The organism is Streptomyces sp. MS19, from assembly GCF_047200595.1.
Taxonomy (GTDB): domain Bacteria; phylum Actinomycetota; class Actinomycetes; order Streptomycetales; family Streptomycetaceae; genus Streptomyces.
On sequence record NZ_JBJZOH010000027.1, the window covers coordinates 51,184 to 69,974 of the forward strand.

At 74.8% G+C, this 18,791-nt stretch carries 14 protein-coding genes; 4 read left to right on the forward strand and 10 right to left on the reverse strand.

Annotated features, from left to right (window positions below):
• Positions 1-145: 145 nt before the first annotated feature.
• From ACL02R_RS22205 to ACL02R_RS22225, 5 genes are all read right to left on the reverse strand, one after another.
• Positions 146-1,123: a ribose-phosphate diphosphokinase gene (locus ACL02R_RS22205; RefSeq protein WP_362958088.1), complete on the reverse strand. Its 978-nt coding sequence runs from the start codon at positions 1,121-1,123 to the stop codon at positions 146-148.
• Between the two features lie 66 nt (positions 1,124-1,189).
• Positions 1,190-2,653: a bifunctional UDP-N-acetylglucosamine diphosphorylase/glucosamine-1-phosphate N-acetyltransferase GlmU gene (gene glmU / locus ACL02R_RS22210; protein ID WP_412798725.1), complete on the reverse strand. Its 1,464-nt coding sequence runs from the start codon at positions 2,651-2,653 to the stop codon at positions 1,190-1,192.
• 97 nt (positions 2,654-2,750) lie between these two features.
• Positions 2,751-3,641 carry a cellulose-binding protein gene (locus ACL02R_RS22215; RefSeq protein ID WP_412798726.1) on the reverse strand — a complete coding sequence of 297 codons (891 nt, stop codon included), beginning with the start codon at positions 3,639-3,641 and terminating at the stop codon, positions 2,751-2,753.
• 88 nt (positions 3,642-3,729) lie between these two features.
• Entirely contained in the window at positions 3,730-6,018 is a 2,289-nt protein-coding gene (locus tag ACL02R_RS22220) for an SUKH-4 family immunity protein (RefSeq protein ID WP_412798727.1), read from the reverse strand.
• A gap of 5 nt (positions 6,019-6,023) precedes the next feature.
• Positions 6,024-6,998 (reverse strand): HNH endonuclease, encoded by a 975-nt coding sequence (locus tag ACL02R_RS22225; protein ID WP_412798728.1) that lies wholly within the window; start codon positions 6,996-6,998, stop codon positions 6,024-6,026.
• 80 nt (positions 6,999-7,078) lie between these two features.
• Here ACL02R_RS22225 and ACL02R_RS22230 point away from each other — a divergent pair, with 80 nt between their 5' ends.
• Both ACL02R_RS22230 and ACL02R_RS22235 read left to right on the forward strand, forming a co-directional pair.
• Positions 7,079-8,035 (forward strand): SUKH-3 domain-containing protein, encoded by a 957-nt coding sequence (locus tag ACL02R_RS22230; RefSeq protein ID WP_412798729.1) that lies wholly within the window; start codon positions 7,079-7,081, stop codon positions 8,033-8,035.
• 112 nt (positions 8,036-8,147) lie between these two features.
• Positions 8,148-10,211, forward strand: a complete 2,064-nt coding sequence (locus ACL02R_RS22235; RefSeq protein WP_412798730.1) for a polysaccharide pyruvyl transferase family protein — start codon at positions 8,148-8,150, stop codon at positions 10,209-10,211.
• On the opposite strand, the gene ACL02R_RS22240 is transcribed toward ACL02R_RS22235, so the two are convergent.
• Positions 10,175-10,579: a winged helix-turn-helix transcriptional regulator gene (locus tag ACL02R_RS22240; RefSeq protein WP_412798731.1), complete on the reverse strand. Its 405-nt coding sequence runs from the start codon at positions 10,577-10,579 to the stop codon at positions 10,175-10,177. The genes ACL02R_RS22235 and ACL02R_RS22240 overlap by 37 nt on opposite strands.
• 122 nt (positions 10,580-10,701) lie before the next feature.
• On the opposite strand from ACL02R_RS22240, the gene ACL02R_RS22245 reads away from it, so the two are divergent.
• On the forward strand, positions 10,702-11,547 hold the full coding sequence (locus tag ACL02R_RS22245; RefSeq protein ID WP_412798732.1) for an SDR family oxidoreductase: 846 nt from the start codon (positions 10,702-10,704) through the stop codon (positions 11,545-11,547).
• 910 nt (positions 11,548-12,457) lie between these two features.
• Here the strand turns inward: ACL02R_RS22245 and ACL02R_RS22250 are convergent.
• The 4 genes from ACL02R_RS22250 to ACL02R_RS22265 all read right to left on the reverse strand — a co-directional run bounded on the left by ACL02R_RS22250 (position 12,458) and on the right by ACL02R_RS22265 (position 18,038).
• On the reverse strand, positions 12,458-13,471 hold the full coding sequence (locus tag ACL02R_RS22250; protein WP_412798733.1) for a nucleoside triphosphate pyrophosphohydrolase: 1,014 nt from the start codon (positions 13,469-13,471) through the stop codon (positions 12,458-12,460).
• 21 nt (positions 13,472-13,492) lie between these two features.
• Positions 13,493-14,158, reverse strand: coding sequence for a SurA N-terminal domain-containing protein (locus ACL02R_RS22255; RefSeq protein WP_412798734.1), 666 nt, complete (start codon positions 14,156-14,158; stop codon positions 13,493-13,495).
• 102 nt (positions 14,159-14,260) lie between these two features.
• Complete coding sequence (locus ACL02R_RS22260) at positions 14,261-16,906, reverse strand: glycosyltransferase (RefSeq protein ID WP_412798735.1); 2,646 nt, start codon at positions 16,904-16,906, stop codon at positions 14,261-14,263.
• A 76-nt stretch (positions 16,907-16,982) separates the two neighbouring features.
• Positions 16,983-18,038, reverse strand: coding sequence for an acyltransferase family protein (locus ACL02R_RS22265; RefSeq protein WP_412798736.1), 1,056 nt, complete (start codon positions 18,036-18,038; stop codon positions 16,983-16,985).
• A gap of 486 nt (positions 18,039-18,524) precedes the next feature.
• On the opposite strand from ACL02R_RS22265, the gene ACL02R_RS22270 reads away from it, so the two are divergent.
• Positions 18,525-18,791: ATP-binding cassette domain-containing protein (locus tag ACL02R_RS22270; protein WP_412798737.1), on the forward strand; the 267-nt coding region annotated here is incomplete at its 3' end.

An 18,791-nucleotide genomic window follows, 5' to 3' on the forward strand; every position in this document is an offset into this window, starting at 1 on the left:
CCGGGCGGGCGCGACGCCTTCCGCCGCCCGGCCTCTCGCCCGCCCGGGACGTGACGCACCGTCCGGCGCGGGCGCACGCGCCCGGCGGGGGAGGGCCGGTCCGGTCACCGCCGGTGGGGCGGCTTCCCCCGCTCGGGAAGGGGGATCAGGCGTCGCCCTCGAAGAGGCTGGTGACCGAGCCGTCCTCGAAGACCTCGCGGACCGCGCGGGCGATCGTCGGGGCCATCGACAGGACGGTGATCTTGTCGAGGTCCACCTCGCTCGGCGTCGGCAGCGAGTTGGTGAAGATGAACTCGCTCACCCGCGAGTTCTTCAGGCGGTCGGCGGCCGGGCCCGACAGGACGCCGTGCGTCGCCGCCACGATGACGTCCGCCGCGCCGTTGGCGAACAGCGCGTCCGCGGCCGCGCAGATCGTGCCGCCCGTGTCGATCATGTCGTCCACCAGCACGCACACCCGCCCCTCGACCTCGCCGACGACCTCGTGCACCGTCACCTGGTTCGCCACGTCCGGGTCGCGCCGCTTGTGGACGATGGCCAGCGGCGCCGCCAGCCGGTCGGCCCAGCGGTCCGCGACCCGTACGCGCCCGGCGTCGGGGGAGACGACCGTCAGCCGGTCGCGGTCCACCCGGCCGCCGATGTAGTTCGTCAGCGCGGGCAGCGCGAAGAGGTGGTCCACCGGGCCGTCGAAGTAGCCCTGCACCTGGTCGGCGTGCAGGTCCATGGTGATGATCCGGTCAGCCCCGGCCGTCTTGAGCAGGTCCGCCATCAGGCGCGCGGAGATCGGCTCACGCCCGCGGTGCTTCTTGTCCTGGCGGGCGTAGCCGTAGAAGGGGATGATCACGGAGATCGAGCGTGCGGACGCGCGCTTCAGCGCGTCCAGCATGATCAGCTGCTCCATGATCCACTTGTTGATCGGCGCCGTGTGGCTCTGCATGAGGAAACAGTCGGCGCCGCGCACCGACTCCTGGAAACGCACGTAGATCTCGCCGTTCGCGAAGTCCACGGCCTTGGTCGGGACAAGACCCACCCCCAGCTCCGCGGCGACCTCCTCCGCGAGCTGAGGGTGGGCGCGGCCGGTGAAGAGCATGAGTTTCTTCTCGCCGGTGGTCTTGATCCCGGTCACGATGTGTCTCCTTGTAGCCGCGTCGGCGCTCGTTCACCCTTATGGGGGCATCCCCTACCGTACCTGTCAGGCTTCGCCCGGCTTCCGCTCCATCGCAGCCAGGGCCGCCTGCGCGGCCTGCGCGGCGTCCGAGGCGGGGCGCTTCCTGCCCACCCAGCCCTCGACGTTCCGCTGCTGGCCACGGGCTACGCCGAGTGATCCCGGCGGGACGTCGCGGGTGATGACGGACCCGGCGGCGGTGTAGGAACCGTCCCCGATCGTGACAGGTGCCACAAACATGTTGTCGGCGCCCGTGCGGCAGTACGAGCCGACCGTCGAGTGGTGCTTCTCCTCGCCGTCGTAGTTCACGAAGACGGTGGCGGCGCCGATGTTCGTGTGGTCGCCGATCGTGGCGTCCCCGACGTACGACAGGTGCGGCACCTTGGTGCCCTCGCCGATCGTCGAGTTCTTCAGCTCGACGAACGTCCCCACCTTCGACTCCTGGCCGAGCACCGTGCCGGGACGCAGGTACGCGTACGGGCCGACGTTCGCGCCCGCCCCCACGTGCGCGCTGTCCGCCACCGTGTTGTTGACCACCGCGCCAGGGCCCACCACCGTGTCCCGCAGCCGCGTGCCAGGACCGATCTCGGCCTCCGCCGCCACATGGGTGGCGCCCAGCAGCTGCGACCCGGGGTGGATCACCGCGTCCGGCTCGTACGTCACCGTGACGTCCAGCCACGTCGTCGCCGGGTCCACGACCGTCACACCCGCCAGCATGGCCTCTTCGAGCAACCGGTCGTTCATGAGCCGCCGCGCCTGCGCGAGCTGCACCCGGTTGTTGATCCCCACCAGCTCGCGGTGATCGGGCGCCACACAGGCGCCGACGCGGTGACCGTCCTCCCGCAGGATGCGCACCACGTCCGGCAGGTACTGCTCGCCCTGGTCGTTGTCGGTGTCCACCCGGGCCAGCGCGTCCGCCAGCAGCCGCCCGTCGAAGGCGAAGATGCCCGCGTTCGCCTCCCGGATCGCGCGCTGCTCCTCCGTCGCGTCCCGGTGCTCCACGACCTCCACCACCGAGCCGTCCGCGCCGCGCACGACACGGCCGTAACCCGTCGGGTCGGGGACCTCCATGGTGAGCATCGTCACCGCGTTGCCGTCCGCCACGTGCGTCGCGGCCAGCGAGCCGAGCGTCGCCGCCGTCTGCATCGGGACGTCCCCGCACGTCACGACGACCGTCCCCGTCGGCTCCACCCCGTCGGCCGCCAGTGCCGCGAGCGCCACGCCCACGGCGTGCGCCGTGCCCAGCTGCCGCTCCTGCACCACCGCCCGTACGCCCGAGTCGATGTCCGCCAGATGGGCGCTCACCCGGTCCTTGCCATGGCCCACGACCACGACCAGCTCCGCCGGGTCGAGACCCCGCGCGGCCGTCACCGCGTGGCCCACCAGGGAGCGGCCGCAGATCTCGTGCAGCACCTTGGGCGTGGACGACTTCATGCGGGTCCCCTCACCCGCTGCGAGAACGATGATGGCTGCCGGGCGACTGGAGCTCACGGGATCGCGTCCTTCGGTCCTTCGGAAATGGGGGATTCCCGCAGGATACCGGGGCACGGCCCGCCGCACCCGTGCAGACGTACGAGCCGGGCGGCGGTCAGCCGTCGCGTTCCCAGGGCGCCGCGCGGCGCGGCGTACGGCCCGTGAGCGCCGCCAGGGTGCTGCGGATGTGCGTCAGATGGGCGCGCACCTCGTCGGCGCGTTCGCCGTGTTCGCGGGCCAGCTCCTCCGACTCGCGCTCGATGGCCTGACGCCGCTCCCGCGCCCGCGCGAGCAGCTCGGCGCGCCGCGCGTCGGCCGTCTCCTCGCGGTCCCTGGCGGTCGCCTCGGCCGACGCCAGCTCCTCCCGGGCCCGCGCGAGCAGCGCCTCGCCACGGGACGTCAGCTCGTCCACGCGCGCGTCGGTCTCCGCCTGCCCGGCCGCCAGCCGCTCGTCCAGCGCGCGGCCCTCCGCCGTGTGCCTGGCGCGCTGCTCGGCGACGAGGGCGCGGCAGCGGCGCGTCACCTCGGCGAGCGCCTCGGACGCCTGGTCGCGCAGCGCGGCCGCCTCGCGCCTGGCCTCGGTCATCAGCTCACCGGCGTACGCCGTCGCGCGGCCGAGCACGTCGTCCGCCGCCGCGTCCGCCGCCGCGCGCCGGTCGGCGGCCTGGGCGCGCGCCACGTCGCGCAGCGCGCGCGCCTCGGCGGACGCCCGCTCGATCAGCCCGCGCGCCTCCTCGTCGGCCGCCTCCCGCAGCGCCGCCGCCTCGGCCTCCACCTCGGCGAGCAGCAGCGTGGCGCGCTCGCCCAGCGACTCGTACGCCGGCGGCGGCAGCGCGGCCACCGCGGCGCCGAGCCGCGCCGCCTCGTCGGCCAGCGCGTCGGCGCGCTCGCCGAGCGCGCCCAGGCGCCGCCATGCCTCGTCGCGCTCACGGCTGAGACCGGCCACGACCTGGTCGACCTGGTCGGGCCGGTAGCCACGGCCGCGTGCGCTCGGGAAAGCCGTCATGAGGACATGATCCCCGCAAGGCCGTGTCTGACAAATAGCGCCGTCCGCCGCCAGCCGCTGCCGCCGGGCGGGATTTGTCAGGCAGGGCCTACAGGAGGCCGTCCCACATCTGTTCCAGGAGAACGGCCCACCAGCTCTCGGGGTCGGCGAGCGCCTGCGGGTCGAGGGAGCCGAGCTGGGTCTGGAAGTCGGTGGTCCAGCGTCCGGCCTGCTCGCTGTTCAGCCCGTAGCGCAACCGCCACATGCGGCCGAGCAGCGCCATGCACCGCGCGAACTGCGGCAGCGACGCGTTCACGAACTGCGGCGGCACCGGCTGCCCGCCGGGGCCCGCCTCCAGCGGCACCGCGACGATGTGCGCCGTCCCGTACTGCACGCACAGCTGCCGCCCGAAGTCCGAGCCGACGACCAGGTACGAGCCCGCGTCGGGCGCCGGCTGCACGCCGCGCTCCACCGCCAGCTCGCCCAGCGTGGGGATCGGCCGTCCCGCCTGGGCCTGCGCCCAGAAGAACGGGTTGACCTCCACCGGCACGCCCGACCACACCAGGCTCTGCGCCACGATCTCCGGCACACCCTGCCGCGACACGGCCTGCGGCGTGTAGCGGAAGACGCCCTGCGGCCCGTACGCCTGCACCAGCTCCTGCCCGATGGCGTCGAGCGGCACGGCGGGCGCGGCCTGCTGCGGCTGGAGCGGGGCCCGTACGGGGGCGGAACGCGGCGGGCCGTCGGCGAACTGCTTCAGCTCGTCCTGGTGCTCCACCAGATGCCGTACGCCCGCCTGCCGGGACGCGAGGTCACGCCCGTACGCGGCCGTGTGGGTGACGCGCACCTGGGGCCACGTCTCGCGGATCATGCGGGCGCAGTAGGCGCCGGGCAGTTCGCAGGACTGAAGCTCGGTGTGCAGTTCGATGACCTGCTGCGGTGGCACGTTCATGGAGCGCAGCTCGTAGAGGATCTGCCACTCCGGGTGCGGCATGCCGGGTGCGGAGCGGCGGATGAGCTGCTGCTCGGAGCCGTCGGGCGCGCGGTAGCGGAGCACGGCCATGTAGCCGGAGCCCACGGTGGGCGTGCCTGGCGGGGGATAGCCGTAGCCGGCGCCGGGGGCGGGGGGCGGCGGAGGGGTGCCGATGCCTTGCGGGGGCGGGGTCCCCGCGGCGGGCGGGGGCGCCGGGGTGAACCCGCCCTGGTGCTGCGCCGGCTGCGGCGCGGGCGGGGCGCTGCTGACGAAGCCCGGCGGCGGGGGAGGCGGCCCCGGGACGGCCTGGTCGGGCGCGGGGCGGTGGGAGAGGGCGGTCTCCGCCAGCGGGCTGGGGTTGCCGGGCGGCCGGGGCGCCAGGTCACTGGCGTCCGGCGGGGCGGGGCGGCCCGCGGCGGCCGCCTTCAGCTCGGCGATCACCTCGGGGGAGACGGCCTGGGTGGGGACGTACGCGTTGGCCGCGGCGTCCGGCGCCTTGCCGCCCGGGGCGGGCGGCGGGTCCGCCTTCGCGGGGGTGTCGCGGGCCTGCGGAGGCTCGGGGGCGCCGGGCGCGTCCGGCTTCCCGGGCGCACCGGGCGCACCGGGCGCACCGGGCACGGACGGGTGCACGGCGGTGCGCGGCAGGCCGCTGCCCTGCGGCATGATCGCCGTCCGCGCCTCGGAGGACATGCCGGTGGGCCCGGAAGGCGCCTTGTCGGCGGGCTTCCCCTCGTCCTCGGCCAGCGGCGGCGAGAACACGGTGGCGGGCGGCGCGACGGACTCCGTCCCCGCACCGGACTCGGACGTGTCCGTCCCGGCCCACGGCGAGGCGTCGGCCGGCTCACGCCGGGCGGGCGTGGCGTCCACGTCGTCCCACGGCGAGGGCGGCTGCGGCACCGACGCGCCGGGCGGCGGCGGAGGCGGCGACACGGCCGCCAGGGACGGCGTGGGGGGCGCCCAGGGGGCGCCGGACGGCGGCGGCGTGGACTCGTCCGCCGCGGGCCGTGCGGCGGGCACCGGGGCCGGGGGCGGGGTCGGGTCGGCCGGAACGCGCGGCTCCGGCGCCGGGCTGCCCGGCGGACGCGCGGCCAGCACCTCGGGCGGGATCAGCGTGAACGACGTCGCCTCCGCGCCCGCCTGCGGCGCGGTCGGCGCGGCGGCCTCCCCGGCGGCGGCCGGCCCGTACTCCTCGCCGTACCGCTGGATCACCTCGTCGACCGGCAGCGCGGGCCACAGCGTGGTGTCGCCACTGTCCCGCGCGATCACGAGCTTCTTGCCGCCGACCGGGCCGCTCGCGTCGTCCTCGGCCCACACGACGAACCCGAGGTCGAACTCGCGGACCCGCACCTCGTGGCGCGGCCCGTCGTCCGGCGCGCCGTTCACCCACCGCTCGGCGCGCTCCTGCGCCTGTGCGAACGTGACCACCGCGCTCACCCCTCCACCGGGACGGCCTGCGCGAACCCGCCGTCCACCATCAGGTCCGCCACGGACGCCAGTTCGGGCGGGTTGCCCGCGAGCCGCAGCAGGAAGTCGTCGAAGCCGGTGCCGCACGGCAGCAGCAGGTCGGCGACGCGCTGCTCGATCGTCAGCCCGTCGCGGTCGCGCGCGTCGTCGTACGGGCACACCCACACGGAGCCCGTGTCCTCGCCGCGCACCTTCACCGCGACGATGCCGCCCTGCGCGAACGCGACGCCCAGGTAGTCCTTCGTGAGGTGGTCGCGCAGGCACTTGTTGACGTAGACGACGTCGTTGACCGCCGCCTCCTCGCGGAGGGTGAAGAACGGCTGGTCGATCAGGAGGCCGAGCTCCGCGTCCAGCGCCACGCCACGGGGCGCGCAGCCACCGCCCGCCTTGAGGAACGAGCGGTACTCCTCCGGCAGCCGGTAGCCGAGCTTCTCCTCGGCGGCGCGCACGCGGTCCTCGGGGACGGCCACGCCGTGCGGCACGGAGAAGTGCACCGGGCGCGTCTCGTTGAGCGGCCTGGTGCCCCGCTTGTGCTGGTCCACGGCGGTGGTCGCGAGGCCGCCGTGGTGGCGCAGGAGCGCCTTGACCTCCACGGGGATCAGTTCGAGCCGCCGGGAGTTCGCCACGTGGTGCCACGTCCAGCCGTGCGGCGTGGCGACGGGAGACAGGTCCGCCCACAGCTCGTGCCGCGCGGCGTGCAGGGCGGCGTTCGCCGACACGTAGTCGGTCAGCCGCAGCTCGTCCACACCGAAGCCGTCGGGAGGCTCCGCGATCTCGGCCGCCGCCCTGGCGTACGGCGAGAAATCCGGATAGCCCTGCGCGTCCACCCGTATTCCGAGCGGGAAGCGCGCCGCCCGCACCGGGTCCGGGAACTGCACCACCTGTCCGGCATAGGCCCTGTTCGGTGGCGCGGCCTGCTGTCCGAGCCGACCTGTCGTCATGGCGTTACGCCCCCTGCTGCTTTCTCACGCTGTTCCGGCACAGCGTAAGGGGTCGCGTGTTCAGTGGCACGATCGTGTGCGTGATAACGGATACCCACGGGCAGCCGCCGGTCCATCCGGCGCCTCCCGAGCTCCTGCGGCGCCGGGACGGCATCCTCCCGACGACCGCCGCCGCGCTGTCCCTGCCGGGGCGCGGCGCGTTCACCGCGACGGCCATCCGCAGCGCCACCATGCCCGCCCTCCACCCGGTGGTCGCGGCCATACTCGGCGAACTCGGCACCGCCCAGCGCGAACGGCACTTCGGGCGCTGCCCCGAGGTCGCCCTGCTGTCCCGCGTCCTCACCGACGCGGGCGCCGCCGACATCGACCAGGCACGGCACGCGCTGGCGGGCGCGGGCCTCACCACGCGGCACATCCGGGAGGACGGCGACCCGCAGCACGGCGCGTACGCCCCGCACTGCCGGACGTGCACGATGCTGAACGCCCGCCTCGGCGTCCACAGCGTCAGCGCCGCGTCCAGCCCGGGACCCGACCGCGCGGGGCCCGCGGCGGGCGCGCCCTGGGCCGTGGGGACCGTCCACCAGGCCCTCGCGGAGGCCGGGTGGCAGCCGGGCAGGCGGCACGCGGCGCGGGCCGAGCAGTGGGCCGACGCGCTCAGCGGGCACCGGTCGGCGCACGGGCGGACGCACGCGCTGTTCCCGGCCGCGTTCGAGACCTGGGCCGAGCTGGGGCCGCTCACGCTGCACCCGGCCGGTCCGGGCGCGGCGTACGCGCCGAGCGGCGTCGTCATCGACCCGCTGCGCGGGCTGCACTGGACACGGACGCTGGGTGAGCTGGGGCATGCGCTCGACACACAGTTGTGCCCGCTGGGCGAGGAGAGCGGCGGCACGGCGCTGCTGGCCGTGGACAGGGAAGGACGGCTGTACGCGATCGACCACACGGGCGACTGGTTCCTCGGGCACGACGTGCTCGCGGGGCTGACGACCCTCCTCACCGGGGCGGCGCCGCACCGGCTGGCGCTCGCCGACAGCGCGTGACCATGGCCGGGGACGTCCCCGGCCATGGGACGTTCACCCGCTGTGCCACCGGACGACACCTCGGCATCGACGGCCATTTGGCAGAGTCGGTCAGCGCGTGCCGAGGAGGATCATGGAACACCGGAAGCGCCGTGTCGCGTTCGCGGCCGGGGTGGACGCGGAGCGGCTGCCCCGGCTGCCCGCGCTGCTGCGGAGTCTCGCGCTGACCAGCCCGGCGGTCTGCGAGGACGTCGTCCTGCTGCATCCGGGGCTGCCCGACGCCGACTTCGCCGCCGCGCGCCGCTTCCATCCGCGCCTGGTGCCCCGGCGCGAGGACGAGGGGTACGGCGACTACGACACGGTGGTCACGCTGCCCGCCGACGGCCTCGTACGCGACGACCTCGCGCCGCTGCTGCGCACCCGCCGCCCGGTCGTGCCCTACGAACCCGCCGGGGACCCGCAGCCCGCAGGTCTCACAGGCTCCGGGGAACCCTACGAGTCCGAACACGGCGCAGCGACCGCTCAGGCAACCCGACCCGAGCTGACGCCCCACCGGTTCTACGCCGAGTACTGCGCCCTGCCCGGCCGCAAGGCGCACGACCTGCTGCTCCACTGCGCCCTTCCGCTGCTGAGCGCGGGCGGCCCGATCGTCACCCCGGCCGGCAAGCGCGTCGATCCGGCGGGCCTCGCCCGCGTCGTCGGCTCCGCGCTGCACCAGCAGGGACGGTACGCCGAGGCCGTCGACGTGCTCGCCCCCGCGGCGGGTGATCCGCGCCGCGCCCGCAACCACGAGGCGCTCGGCAGCGCGCTGATGGCCCTGTCCCGCTACCCCGAGGCCGAGACGCACCTGCTCGTCGCCACCGCCCACCCCGTCGTCGCCCCCCGCGCGTTCGCCCAGCTCGCCCGCCTCGCCTGGCTGCACGGCCGCGACACCGACGCCCACCGCTACGCCCGCCAGGGCCTCGACGCCGACCCGACCGACCCCGGCTGCCGCGCCCTCCACGCCCGCACCCTGCCGGGCGCCACGGCCCCGCCGCCCGTGCCCGCCGCGGAACAGGTCGCCCACGTCGCCCTCTACGCCGACGGGCAGGAGAACGCGGGCGACAAGATCCTCCCCGAGGCCGTCCGCCGCTGCTTCGGCCCCACCACCGACGCCACCCGCTGGCACCCCGTCCCCGTGCACCGCCTCGTGGACGACCGGCTGCTCGCCGAACTCAACGCGCGGCGCGGCGTGATCGTCGGCGGCGGCGGCCTGTTCCTCCCCGACACCTGGCCGAACGGCAACAGCGGCTGGCAGTGGAACGTCCCCGACGAGCAGCTGCGCCGCATCACCGCGCCCCTCGCCGTCTTCGGCGTCGGCTTCAACCTCTTCGACGGACAGCACCTCGCCCCCGGCCGCATCGCGGGCAGCCTGCGGACCCTCGTGGAGCACGCCGCGTTCGTCGGCCTGCGCAACCGCGGCTCCGTCGAGCGCGTCCGCGAACTGCTCCCCGCCGGACTGCGCGACCGCGTACGCCACCAGCCCTGCCCCACGACGGTGCTGCGCCACCTCGTCCCCGGCTGGACCGACCCCGCCCCCGGCGACCGTACCGACACCGTCCTGCTCAACTGCGCCTACGACCGCGCCGGGCTGCGCTTCGGCCACGACTACGGGTACTTCCTCGACCAGATGGCCCGCGCCGTCCGCGGCCTGCGCGCCCACGCCGACGTGCGGTACGCCGCCCATACCCCGGCGGACGAGGCGTTCGTCCACGACCTGCGCCGCGAACACGGCCTGACCCTCCCCGTCGCCCGGCTCTACGACCTGACGAACGGGGAACTGCTCGACGCCTACCGCCGCGCCCGCCTCGTCATCGGGATGCGCGGCCACGCGACGATGCTGCCCTTCGGCTGCGGCACCCCGGCCCTGAGTCTCGTCTCGCACCCGAAACTGGCCTATTTCCTCGCCGACATCGAGCGGCCCGAGTGGGGCGTGTCCCTCCACGCGCCCGACCTGGCGGCCGACCTCACCGAGCGGGCCGTCGGCCTGCTGACGGACCACGGGGCGGCCGTCGCGGACGTCCACGGGCGGCAGCGCGAACTGCTGCGCGTCACCCGGGAGAACGCGGCCTCGCTCGCCGAACTCTTCGGCCTCCCCGTGACGGCGGCTCAGACGGCGGCTCAGACGGCGGCGCGGGGCGCGGGCGCCGCGTCGTAGGCGTCCCGCGCGCGCTCGACGCGCGGGAGGTGCTCGGCCGCCCAGCCCGCGAGGTGCGCGAAGAGCGGCGCCAGGGATAGGCCGAGTTCGGTGATCTCGTACTCCACCCGTGGCGGTACCTCGGGGTGGTACGTGCGCAGGACGAGACCGTCGCGTTCGAGCTGGCGCAGCCGCTGGGTGAGCACCTTGGGGGTGATCGCGCCGACGTTCCGCTGGAGCTCCACGAACCGCTGGCGGCCGTAGGCGTGGAGCGACCACAGGATCGGCGTCGTCCAGCGGCTGAACACGATGTCCACCACGGGCCCGATGGGGCACGCGCCCCCGGCGTCCGAGGACGCGGCCGCCGTCCACGAGGCGTTCTCCACCATCGGTGATCCTCCTTGGTAAGTCACTATCTCCTAGGTACCTACTACATCCGCGATGGTAGCTTCCCTCGGCCGGGGGCGGGACGCACCCGCCCGTCCGCACTCTCACCCAGAGGAAACGCGCCATGATCGTCATCACAGGAGCCACCGGAAACGTCGGCCGCCCGCTCGTCCGCGCACTCGCCGCCGCGGGGGAACGGGTCACCGCCGTGTCCCGCTCCGTCACCGCCGCCGATGTACCGGACGGCGTACGGCACCTGGTCGCCGACCTGACCGAACCGGACGGACTGCGGCCGGTGTTCGAGGGCGCCGACGCGCTCTTCCTCCACGACACCGGCCCCGCCGCCCACCTGGTGGACCCACAGCGCATACTCGCCGCCGCGCGGGCGGGCGGCGTCCGCCGCGTCGTCCGGCTGTCGTCCCAGGGCGTCGTCACCCGCCCCGACTCGCAGTCCCACGGCGGCCTCGCCCGCGCGTGGGAGCAGGCGGTGCGCGACTCCGGCATGGAGTGGACGCTGCTGCGGCCCGGGGGCTTCGCGTCCAACGCGTACGCGTGGGCGCAGTCCGTACGCGAACACCGCGCCGTCGCGGCGCCGTTCGGCGACATCGGCCTGCCCGTGATCGACCCGGACGACATCGCGGCGGTGGCCGCCGCCGCGCTGCGCGAGGACGGGCACGCCGGACGCGCGTACACGCTGACCGGCCCCGCCGCCGTCACGCCCAGGGAGCAGGCGCGGGCGATCGGCGAGGCGCTGGGCGAGCCGGTCGGCTTCACCGAGTGGACGCGCGAGGAGGCACGGGCGGCGATGGGCGCGTTCATGCCCGAGCCGGTGGTCGAGACGACGCTGGCCATCCTCGGCGAACCGACCGGCGAGGAACAGCGGGTCAGCCCCGACGTGGCCCGCGTCACCGGCCGCGCCCCCGGCTCGTTCGCCGCCTGGGCCCGCCGCAACGCCGCCGCCTTCCGCTGAGGCGGCGGCCCGGCCCGGGGCGGCCGGACGTCACCCCACGGCAGGACGCGCCGGTTCCCGCCCACCGCCGGGAGACGGCCGCCTCGCGGCCCGCCCGGACCGCCCTCACCGGGGGCCGGACCCCGGCCCGGCGGGGAGAGGCCGCCACGGGACCGCGCGCGGGACGAGCCGGCCTCGCCGCTCGGGCGGTCGGCGGGTGCCGGTGCCGGCGCTGGCGGGCGCCGTCCCGCACCGGACCGGGCGTGCCGGAGTGTGCTGCTCTCCGGGGCATCGGCGTGTGAAGGCGCTCCGCGGGTCCTGTGTCTGACCGTGGGGCGGTCCCGGGGAGGTTGGCCCCAGGGCGGGGTGGCGTCGGCCCGGCCGAGCGCCTCGCTCCCTGGGGCGCCGGCGGGCGGTGGCCCCCTGTGGGTGGTGCGGTCCGGCGCCGGTGGACTGGCGGGGTGCCGTTCGCGGGACGAGGCAGTGCCGGCTCGCTCAGGTCCGGCACCGGCACCGGCACCGGCACCGGACCGGGCGTGCCGGAGCGCGCTGTCCGCCGGGGCGTCGATGTGCGGTGGTGCCCCGTGGGGCGGGACGGCGTTGTCGCCCGGTGGCGGGGGAGGCGGGGGAGTGGCGTTCTCCGGCGGACCGGTCCCGCCGGCGCGTTCCGCCCGCCAACCGTCCTCCGCGCGAGAGGGATTGACCGGTTCCCCGCTTCCGTCCTCGCCGGTGCCATGTCCCCCCACCGTCGCCGTACGCGCCGCGGACCACCTGCCGACACGGCGCGCAGCCCCCGCCGTTCCGCCCGGAGAGCACCGGGCACCGCCACCCTCACGGGCCCTGCCCCACCAGCTCGTCCATCCTCGCATCCTCATGGTCACAGAGCGTAGCGGAGGCCACTGACAACGCCGCCCGGCGCCCGAGCGGGCGGTCAGTCCCCGACGGAACCGGGAACGCCCTCCGCCGCGCGGATCGCCGTGCGGTACGTCCGCGCCGCCGCCCGCAGCGCCGTCTCCGGATCGACCCCCGCCGCCCCCGCCTCGGCGGCGAGCGCCAGCAGCCGGTGGCCGAACCCCTCCGCCTCCGCCCCGGACACAGCCTCCGGCAGCGGCACGTCGAGACCCGCCGCCCGCGCCCGGCCCGCCAGCTTCGCGGCGAGCGCCAGCGCGGGCTGCCCCAGCGGCACCCCGTCCGTCACCGAGGCACGGCCCTTCTCCACACCCTTGATCCGGAGCCACTGCGCCTTCACGTCCTCGGCCGTCTCCGCGACCTCGTCGCCGAAGACATGCGGATGCCGCCGCACCAGCTTCTCCACGATCCCGCCCGCCACGTCGTCGATCCCGAACGGCTCCTCCGGGTCCTCCTCCGCGATCCGCGCGTGGAACACCACCTGGAGCAGCACGTCCCCCAACTCCTCACGCACCCCCGCCCGGTCGCCGGTCTCCACCGCCTCGACCAGCTCGTACATCTCCTCGACGCCGTACGCCGCCAGCTCCGCGCTCGTCCGCCCCGACGCCCACGGGCACACCGCGCGGACGCGGTCCATCACCTCGACCAGATCGAGCAGCCGCGCGCCCGGCAGATCGTACGAGCCGGGCAGCAGCTCCAGATCGGGCAGCGCGCCCGCGCGCCCCGAGCCCGCCAGGGCGGCGAGCCCGTCCGTCAGCGCGCGTTCGCCCTCCGCGCCCGCGAGGACCACGACCGTACGGCCCCCCGCGCAGGCGGCGACCAGCTCGGCGGCGGCGGGCGCCGCCGTCTCGACGGCCACCCCGGCGTCCGCCAGGTACGGCAGCTGCGGATGGGCGGCGTCACGGCACAGCACACGGTCGGCCGTCTGCAACGCCCGCCAGGCCGCCCACGACAGCAGGCCGGGCGCCACCCGGTGCGTCGTGGTCAGCAGGACGATCCGGCCAGGTCCCGTACGGTCGCGGTCTCGCTCGCTCACCCGTCGAGCGTAGCCCCGGCGTCAGGCGGGCGGCGCGGGGACCTCGGCGGCGTCGCCCGCGCCGCCCTCGGCGCGCACCCACGGCTGGTCGGCCTCGCCGAGCGTCAGCTGTTCGGGGTCCCAGCGGCCGTAGCGCGGGTTGACCTCCACGCCGATCTCCTCGGCGGTGCGGCCGAGCAGTTCCAGGATGGCCCGCTGCCCCTCCGGCGAGTTCGCCGCGCCGAGGCGCTCCGCGAGGCGCTGGATCAGCAGGTTGCTGCGGAACACCATGTCGATCTGCTCGTCACCGGCGAGCGGCAGCCCCTGCTGCGGCATCAGCGCGGCCTGCGCCAGGGCCTCCTCGCCGCCCACGTTCTGCTCGGCGAGCGCACGGGCCTCCTGCACGTCGTGCCGGCTGACCTCCACGCCCTCCGACGCCGCCGCCCGCTCCAGGACCTCCAGGTAGACGAGGAAGTCCACGGTCTGCCGGGACAGGGAGCCGCTCGACGCGATCAGCTCGTCCGCGTTCGGCTGCGCCCGCTGCGCGTCGCGCACCGCCTCCACCTGCGCCTGCACACTGGCCAGCGAGATGTCCTCGCCGCCCACCACGGCGGCCTGCCCCGGATGGCCGCCCGTGGAGCAGCCGGTCAGGAGCGCAACGGCGGCAGCGGCTGCGGTCAGGGACAGGAGGGACGCGCGACGCTTCACCTTGCACTCCCGTGTGCGGAAACCTGCGGTACGTGGGTCGAGTCGGTCGATCTTATGCAGCGCGGCCCGCGAAGGCCAGGGAGCGTCGCGCGGCAGGCCGCGTCATTCGGCGCCGCCGATACGCGCCGCCCTGTTCCGCACCTTGACGCGCAACGCCTCGCGCCGCGCGAACCGTTGGAGCGAACGCCCCTCCGCGCCCAGCATCTCGGCCACCCGCGCGATCTCCATCCACACACGTGACCGCCGCCCCCCGACGCACGCCGCGCCGCCCAGCATGGTCAGCGCGTCCTGCGTCCGCCCCGCCCGCGCGTGCAGTTCCGCCATGCCGACCAGCACGTCCGTGGACTGCGTGGACCGGCGCAGGATCTCCTTGCCGATGCGGAACGCGTTCGCGTCCCGGCCCGCCCGCAGGTGGTCGCGGAACTCGTCGGTGCGGAACGCCACGCTCTGCCCGATCGCCACCGAGAAGCGGTTCCGCGCCGCCTCCTCGTCGTGCCCCACCGCCGCGCCCGGCGCGGGCAGCGACAGTGCCGCCGACATGCGGGCGCTGAACGCCGGGATGTCGAACAGCTCCTCGACCTCCCGGTACCGCTCCTCGTCCACGTCCTCGTCCAGCACGGCGGCGAGCGCGTCGAGCGCCGCCTCCGGGGTGTACTCGGTGTACGCCCGGTAGCCGCTGACGCCCTCCAGGACCTCGCGGGACCCGACGCGGTGGAACGTCGCGATGCGCAGCCGGTGCTGCACCGCCTCCACCACGGACAGCGGCATCGGGTCGTCCACGCTGGACAGGAAGAACACGTCGGACGCGGCCAGTTCCTCGCGCACGCGGTCCCGCGACAGGGCGCCCATCCACTCGACGCGGTCGGACAGCAGCGTGCGGCGGGCGATGCGCGGCGTCTTCCAGCCGACCCAGCTGAAGCGCCACGGCAGGCCGCGCGCGTGCGCCAGTTCCGCGACCCGGGAGAACAGGTCCACGCCCTTGCGGTCCTGGACGGTGCCGACCATCACCATGCGGGGGCGTTCCGCGACGGTCGCCGAGGCCCGGGTGCGGTGGATGTCGCGGGGGACCGTGTTGTAGATGACGATCGGGTCGGTGACGCCGAGCTGGCGGAACATGTCGGCCTGTGCCTTCGACACGCACAGCACGGTCAGCCGGGGCAGCAGCTTCAGCATCTCGGCGTGCCGCTCGGCGGACCGTTCCGCCTCGTAGGTGAAGACGTACTCCGTCTCGTGCGCGTACAGCATCACCGTGCGGCCCGCGTCGAGGAGCCCCTCCACCAGCCCGTTGGCGATCGGCGAACGCCAGAACGGCGCAAGGCTGTTGATCAGCACGATCTCCGCGTCCGCGAGCGCGTCGGCGGCGTGCTCGGGCTGCGGGAACGCGGCCAGGTCGAAGTAGTGCACGTCCACCGGGGACTGGGCGATCAGCGCCTGCGTGTAGGTGAGCACGGGCACGGCGACGCCCGTGATGTACGAGAAGCTCACGCCGACGACGGCGAGCGTCGAGGGGCGGCTCGCGCGGCGCTCGACCTCGGCCAGGGCGCGTTCCGCAAGGGAGAGGCCGGTGGGGCGCACGGCGCCGGGGGCCGCGCCCGTACCGCCCTCGGTCACCGGGCGCGGCGGCACGGCGTCCTCGACGACGGCCATGACCTGCTCGGCCACGTCGTCGCGGAACGCGAGGAAGTGCTCGATGGGCGAGCCGTGCTGGTTGGCGAGGAACTTGCGGGACCGCCGCAGCCGCGACGCGACGGCGGCGACCTCCTCGGTCGTGCCCGCGTTGCGCAGCAGGGGGTGGTGGATGGTGGGGAAGACGACGTTCAGCGCCTCGGGGTTGTACAGCACCAGCGGGACACCCGCGCGCAGCGTCTGCAAGTAGGTGGTGGAGAAGAACGTGACGGCCAGGTCGTACGCGGCCAGCGCGTCCGCGTCGAGCAGCGTGTCCGCCGCCAGCACCGTCACGCCGGGCAGCCCGGCCAGCCAGGTCAGGTGCGCGGCCTGGGTGGAGGGGTGCGGCTTGACGTGCACCTCGCCGTGCTCGCCGAGCGCGGCCACGAGCCGGGTCAGCTCGTCGCGGTGCGCCGGGCGCGGCATCTTGCCCTGGTCGCCGAGCGGCTGGTCGAGGACGATCACGCGCAGCGGCGCGTCGGCCTCGCGGGTCGTGCGGTGCAGGCCGGAGCGCGCGACGGTCAGGAGCGTCGGGTCGTCGCTGTGGCCGAGGGCGCCGGTGATGTGGACGGGCGGGCCGGGTTCGGCGGTGCGGAAGCCGACGTGCTGCGCCATCGCCGGGCCCCACACGCAGACGGCGGCGGGGCGGGAGGCGCCGTAGTACCAGTTCTGGTCGCGGCGGGCCGTGCCGAGCTTCTTGTAGTGGAAGTCGAGGTGGCCGTCCTGCACGAGGACGACGGGCAGGTCGTCGGTCAGCGCCTCGGTGACCTTGCGGCCGCGCCGCGACTGGTCGTTGAAGAGGATGACGCGCTCGACGCCCTGCTCGCGCGCCCAGCGGGCCGCGCGGACCTTCAGCGCCTGGGCGAACTCGTCGTCGCCCATGCCCTCGCCCACCTCGAAGAGGTTGCGGACCGTGACGCCGTCGAGGCGCTGCGCGGCCTCCTCGGCGATCCAGCGGGCGACCTCTCCGTTCACATCGGCGGTGAACACCGAGAACGTGTGGCGGGCCGCCCGGGGCGCGGCCATGATGCGCCGCGTCAGGTCGACGCCGTTGCGGTTCTCGACAAAGACAGCGATGTGCATCTTCTTCCCAGTTCTCCTGGTCCGGTGGCGGTGCGAGGCGGTGCGAGGCGGTGCGAGGCGGTGGGCGGGCCGGGGGTCAGCCGGACCGGGGCGGTGCGGCCGGGGAGGCCGCGGGGGAACGGGGCGGCGGGGGTGTCCGTCCCCGGCTTTCCGCGGCGTCGGGTAGCCGCTCCGGCGGGCGCAGCAGCCAGCGGCCCCGCGGCTGGACCAGCGGGCGGGTGAGGGCCTGTACCGGGCGTGAACCGAGCACGACGGTCGACGCGATCGCCACCGCGAGGACGGCGAGCGCCTCGGCGTCGGTGTCGATCCGCGCGAAGAAATCGATGTGGTGGAAGTACGTCAGCACCAGCGGATGGAGCACGTAGAGGTACATCCCGGCGGTCCCGAGCGATGTCATCAGTGGCACGTGGCGGCGCGGCACGAGGCGGATCAGCGCGATGACGGCGATCACGCCCCACAGCAGGACGGCCGCTCGGATCGGGACGCCGAGGGCGTACGGGAAGTCCTCAGCGCTGTACGGCTGCCTCATCGCCGGCCACTCCGGGGACAGCGTGTCGTCCAGCAGCCACACGCCGCCCGCGAGGGCCGTGGTGACCAGGGCGGCGGCCCAGCGCGGCACGGCGGCGACGGCCGCCGCGAATTCCGGTCTTTCGCGCAGGAGATGGCCGAGGTAGAAGAACGGGAAGAAGGCGATCGTCTGCGCTGCGGAAAAGGGATAGGCGATGTCGTCGGCGAATCCGACGGCGAGCGCGAGAACGACGGAGAGAACCAACGGGTACCGCAGCGTCACCACATAAGGGAGCGCCATTTTCCAGAAGAGCAGCGACAGCAGGAACCACAGGGTCGCGGCCGGTTCCACGAGAGAGAAATACCAGACCCCGTCGAGTGCCCACCGCTGCACCGATGTCACCAGGGAAAAGGCGACGAAGGGGAACGCGATTCCGGTGACGAGCCGCCCCGCCGCCCGCCCGGTCAGCGGCAGCGCCGGGCTGAAGCGGCCCGATATCAGGGCGAACGCGGGCACGCCCAGCTGCCACGAGGCGTTGTACAGCCAGTGCATGTAAGGGAACTGGTCGCGGAGCGGGGTGATGGCATGCCCGACGAGAACGGTCGTCGCGGCGATGTAGCGCACGTTCTCCCACTGTGGGTCCCGGGGCTTCGCGGCCGGGCCGGCGGTGTCGCGTTGCTGCCTCAGCACCTTGTGCCTTCCACCGTGCTCAACTCCATACGACCGGGTGGGGCCTTGCCGATGAGCACAGCCGATGAGCGGAGGTCATGAATCAGATCGTCGCTTATTCCGGACCGCTCAATAGTGCGCAGAAAGAGTGGCCCCGGCGCAGCGCCGGAGTGAACTGGGGGTGAATTTATGACGGGTGGGTGACAGGGGTGTACGGCGCCGTCCCGGCCGGGCGGGCACGCGCGGGGCGGGGCGGCCGTGCCGGGGCGGTTCTCAGGGGCGGTTCTCAGGGTTGGCCCCGAGGCATCCCCGAGACGGCCGTGGGGACGCGTTCATACCGGGGGGCGACGAGCCGGGACCGTCCCTGTTTCTAGCCTGAGGGGGCTGAGAGGCGAACAGCCGCTCGACGGGAGCGGCGGCACCGACTGAAGGAGAAGGACCGTGGCTACGGCTGTGGTGGACCCGGCGACCGGGGGGAACGGGCGGCACGCGGCCGAAGCGGCGCGGGCGGACGACGTGGTGAAGGCGTACGGGTCGGGGGAGACGCGTGTGCTCGCGCTGGACGGGGTGAGCGTGTCCGTCGAGCGGGGGCGGTTCACGGCGATCATGGGCCCGTCGGGGTCGGGGAAGTCGACGCTGATGCACTGCCTGGCGGGTCTCGACACCGTCAGCAGCGGGCGGATCTGGCTGGGGGATACGGAGATCACG

Excerpts from the sequence above, each read along its gene's own strand:
- ACL02R_RS22240 (WP_412798731.1), bottom strand. The coding sequence starts at position 10,579 with ATGGTGGAGAACGCCTCGTGGACGGCGGCCGCGTCCTCGGACGCCGGG.
- ACL02R_RS22225 (WP_412798728.1), bottom strand. The coding sequence starts at position 6,998 with ATGACGACAGGTCGGCTCGGACAGCAGGCCGCGCCACCGAACAGGGCC.
- ACL02R_RS22235 (WP_412798730.1), top strand. The coding sequence starts at position 8,148 with ATGGAACACCGGAAGCGCCGTGTCGCGTTCGCGGCCGGGGTGGACGCG.
- ACL02R_RS22245 (WP_412798732.1), top strand. The coding sequence starts at position 10,702 with ATGATCGTCATCACAGGAGCCACCGGAAACGTCGGCCGCCCGCTCGTC.
- ACL02R_RS22215 (WP_412798726.1), bottom strand. The coding sequence starts at position 3,641 with ATGACGGCTTTCCCGAGCGCACGCGGCCGTGGCTACCGGCCCGACCAG.
- ACL02R_RS22260 (WP_412798735.1), bottom strand. The coding sequence starts at position 16,906 with ATGCACATCGCTGTCTTTGTCGAGAACCGCAACGGCGTCGACCTGACG.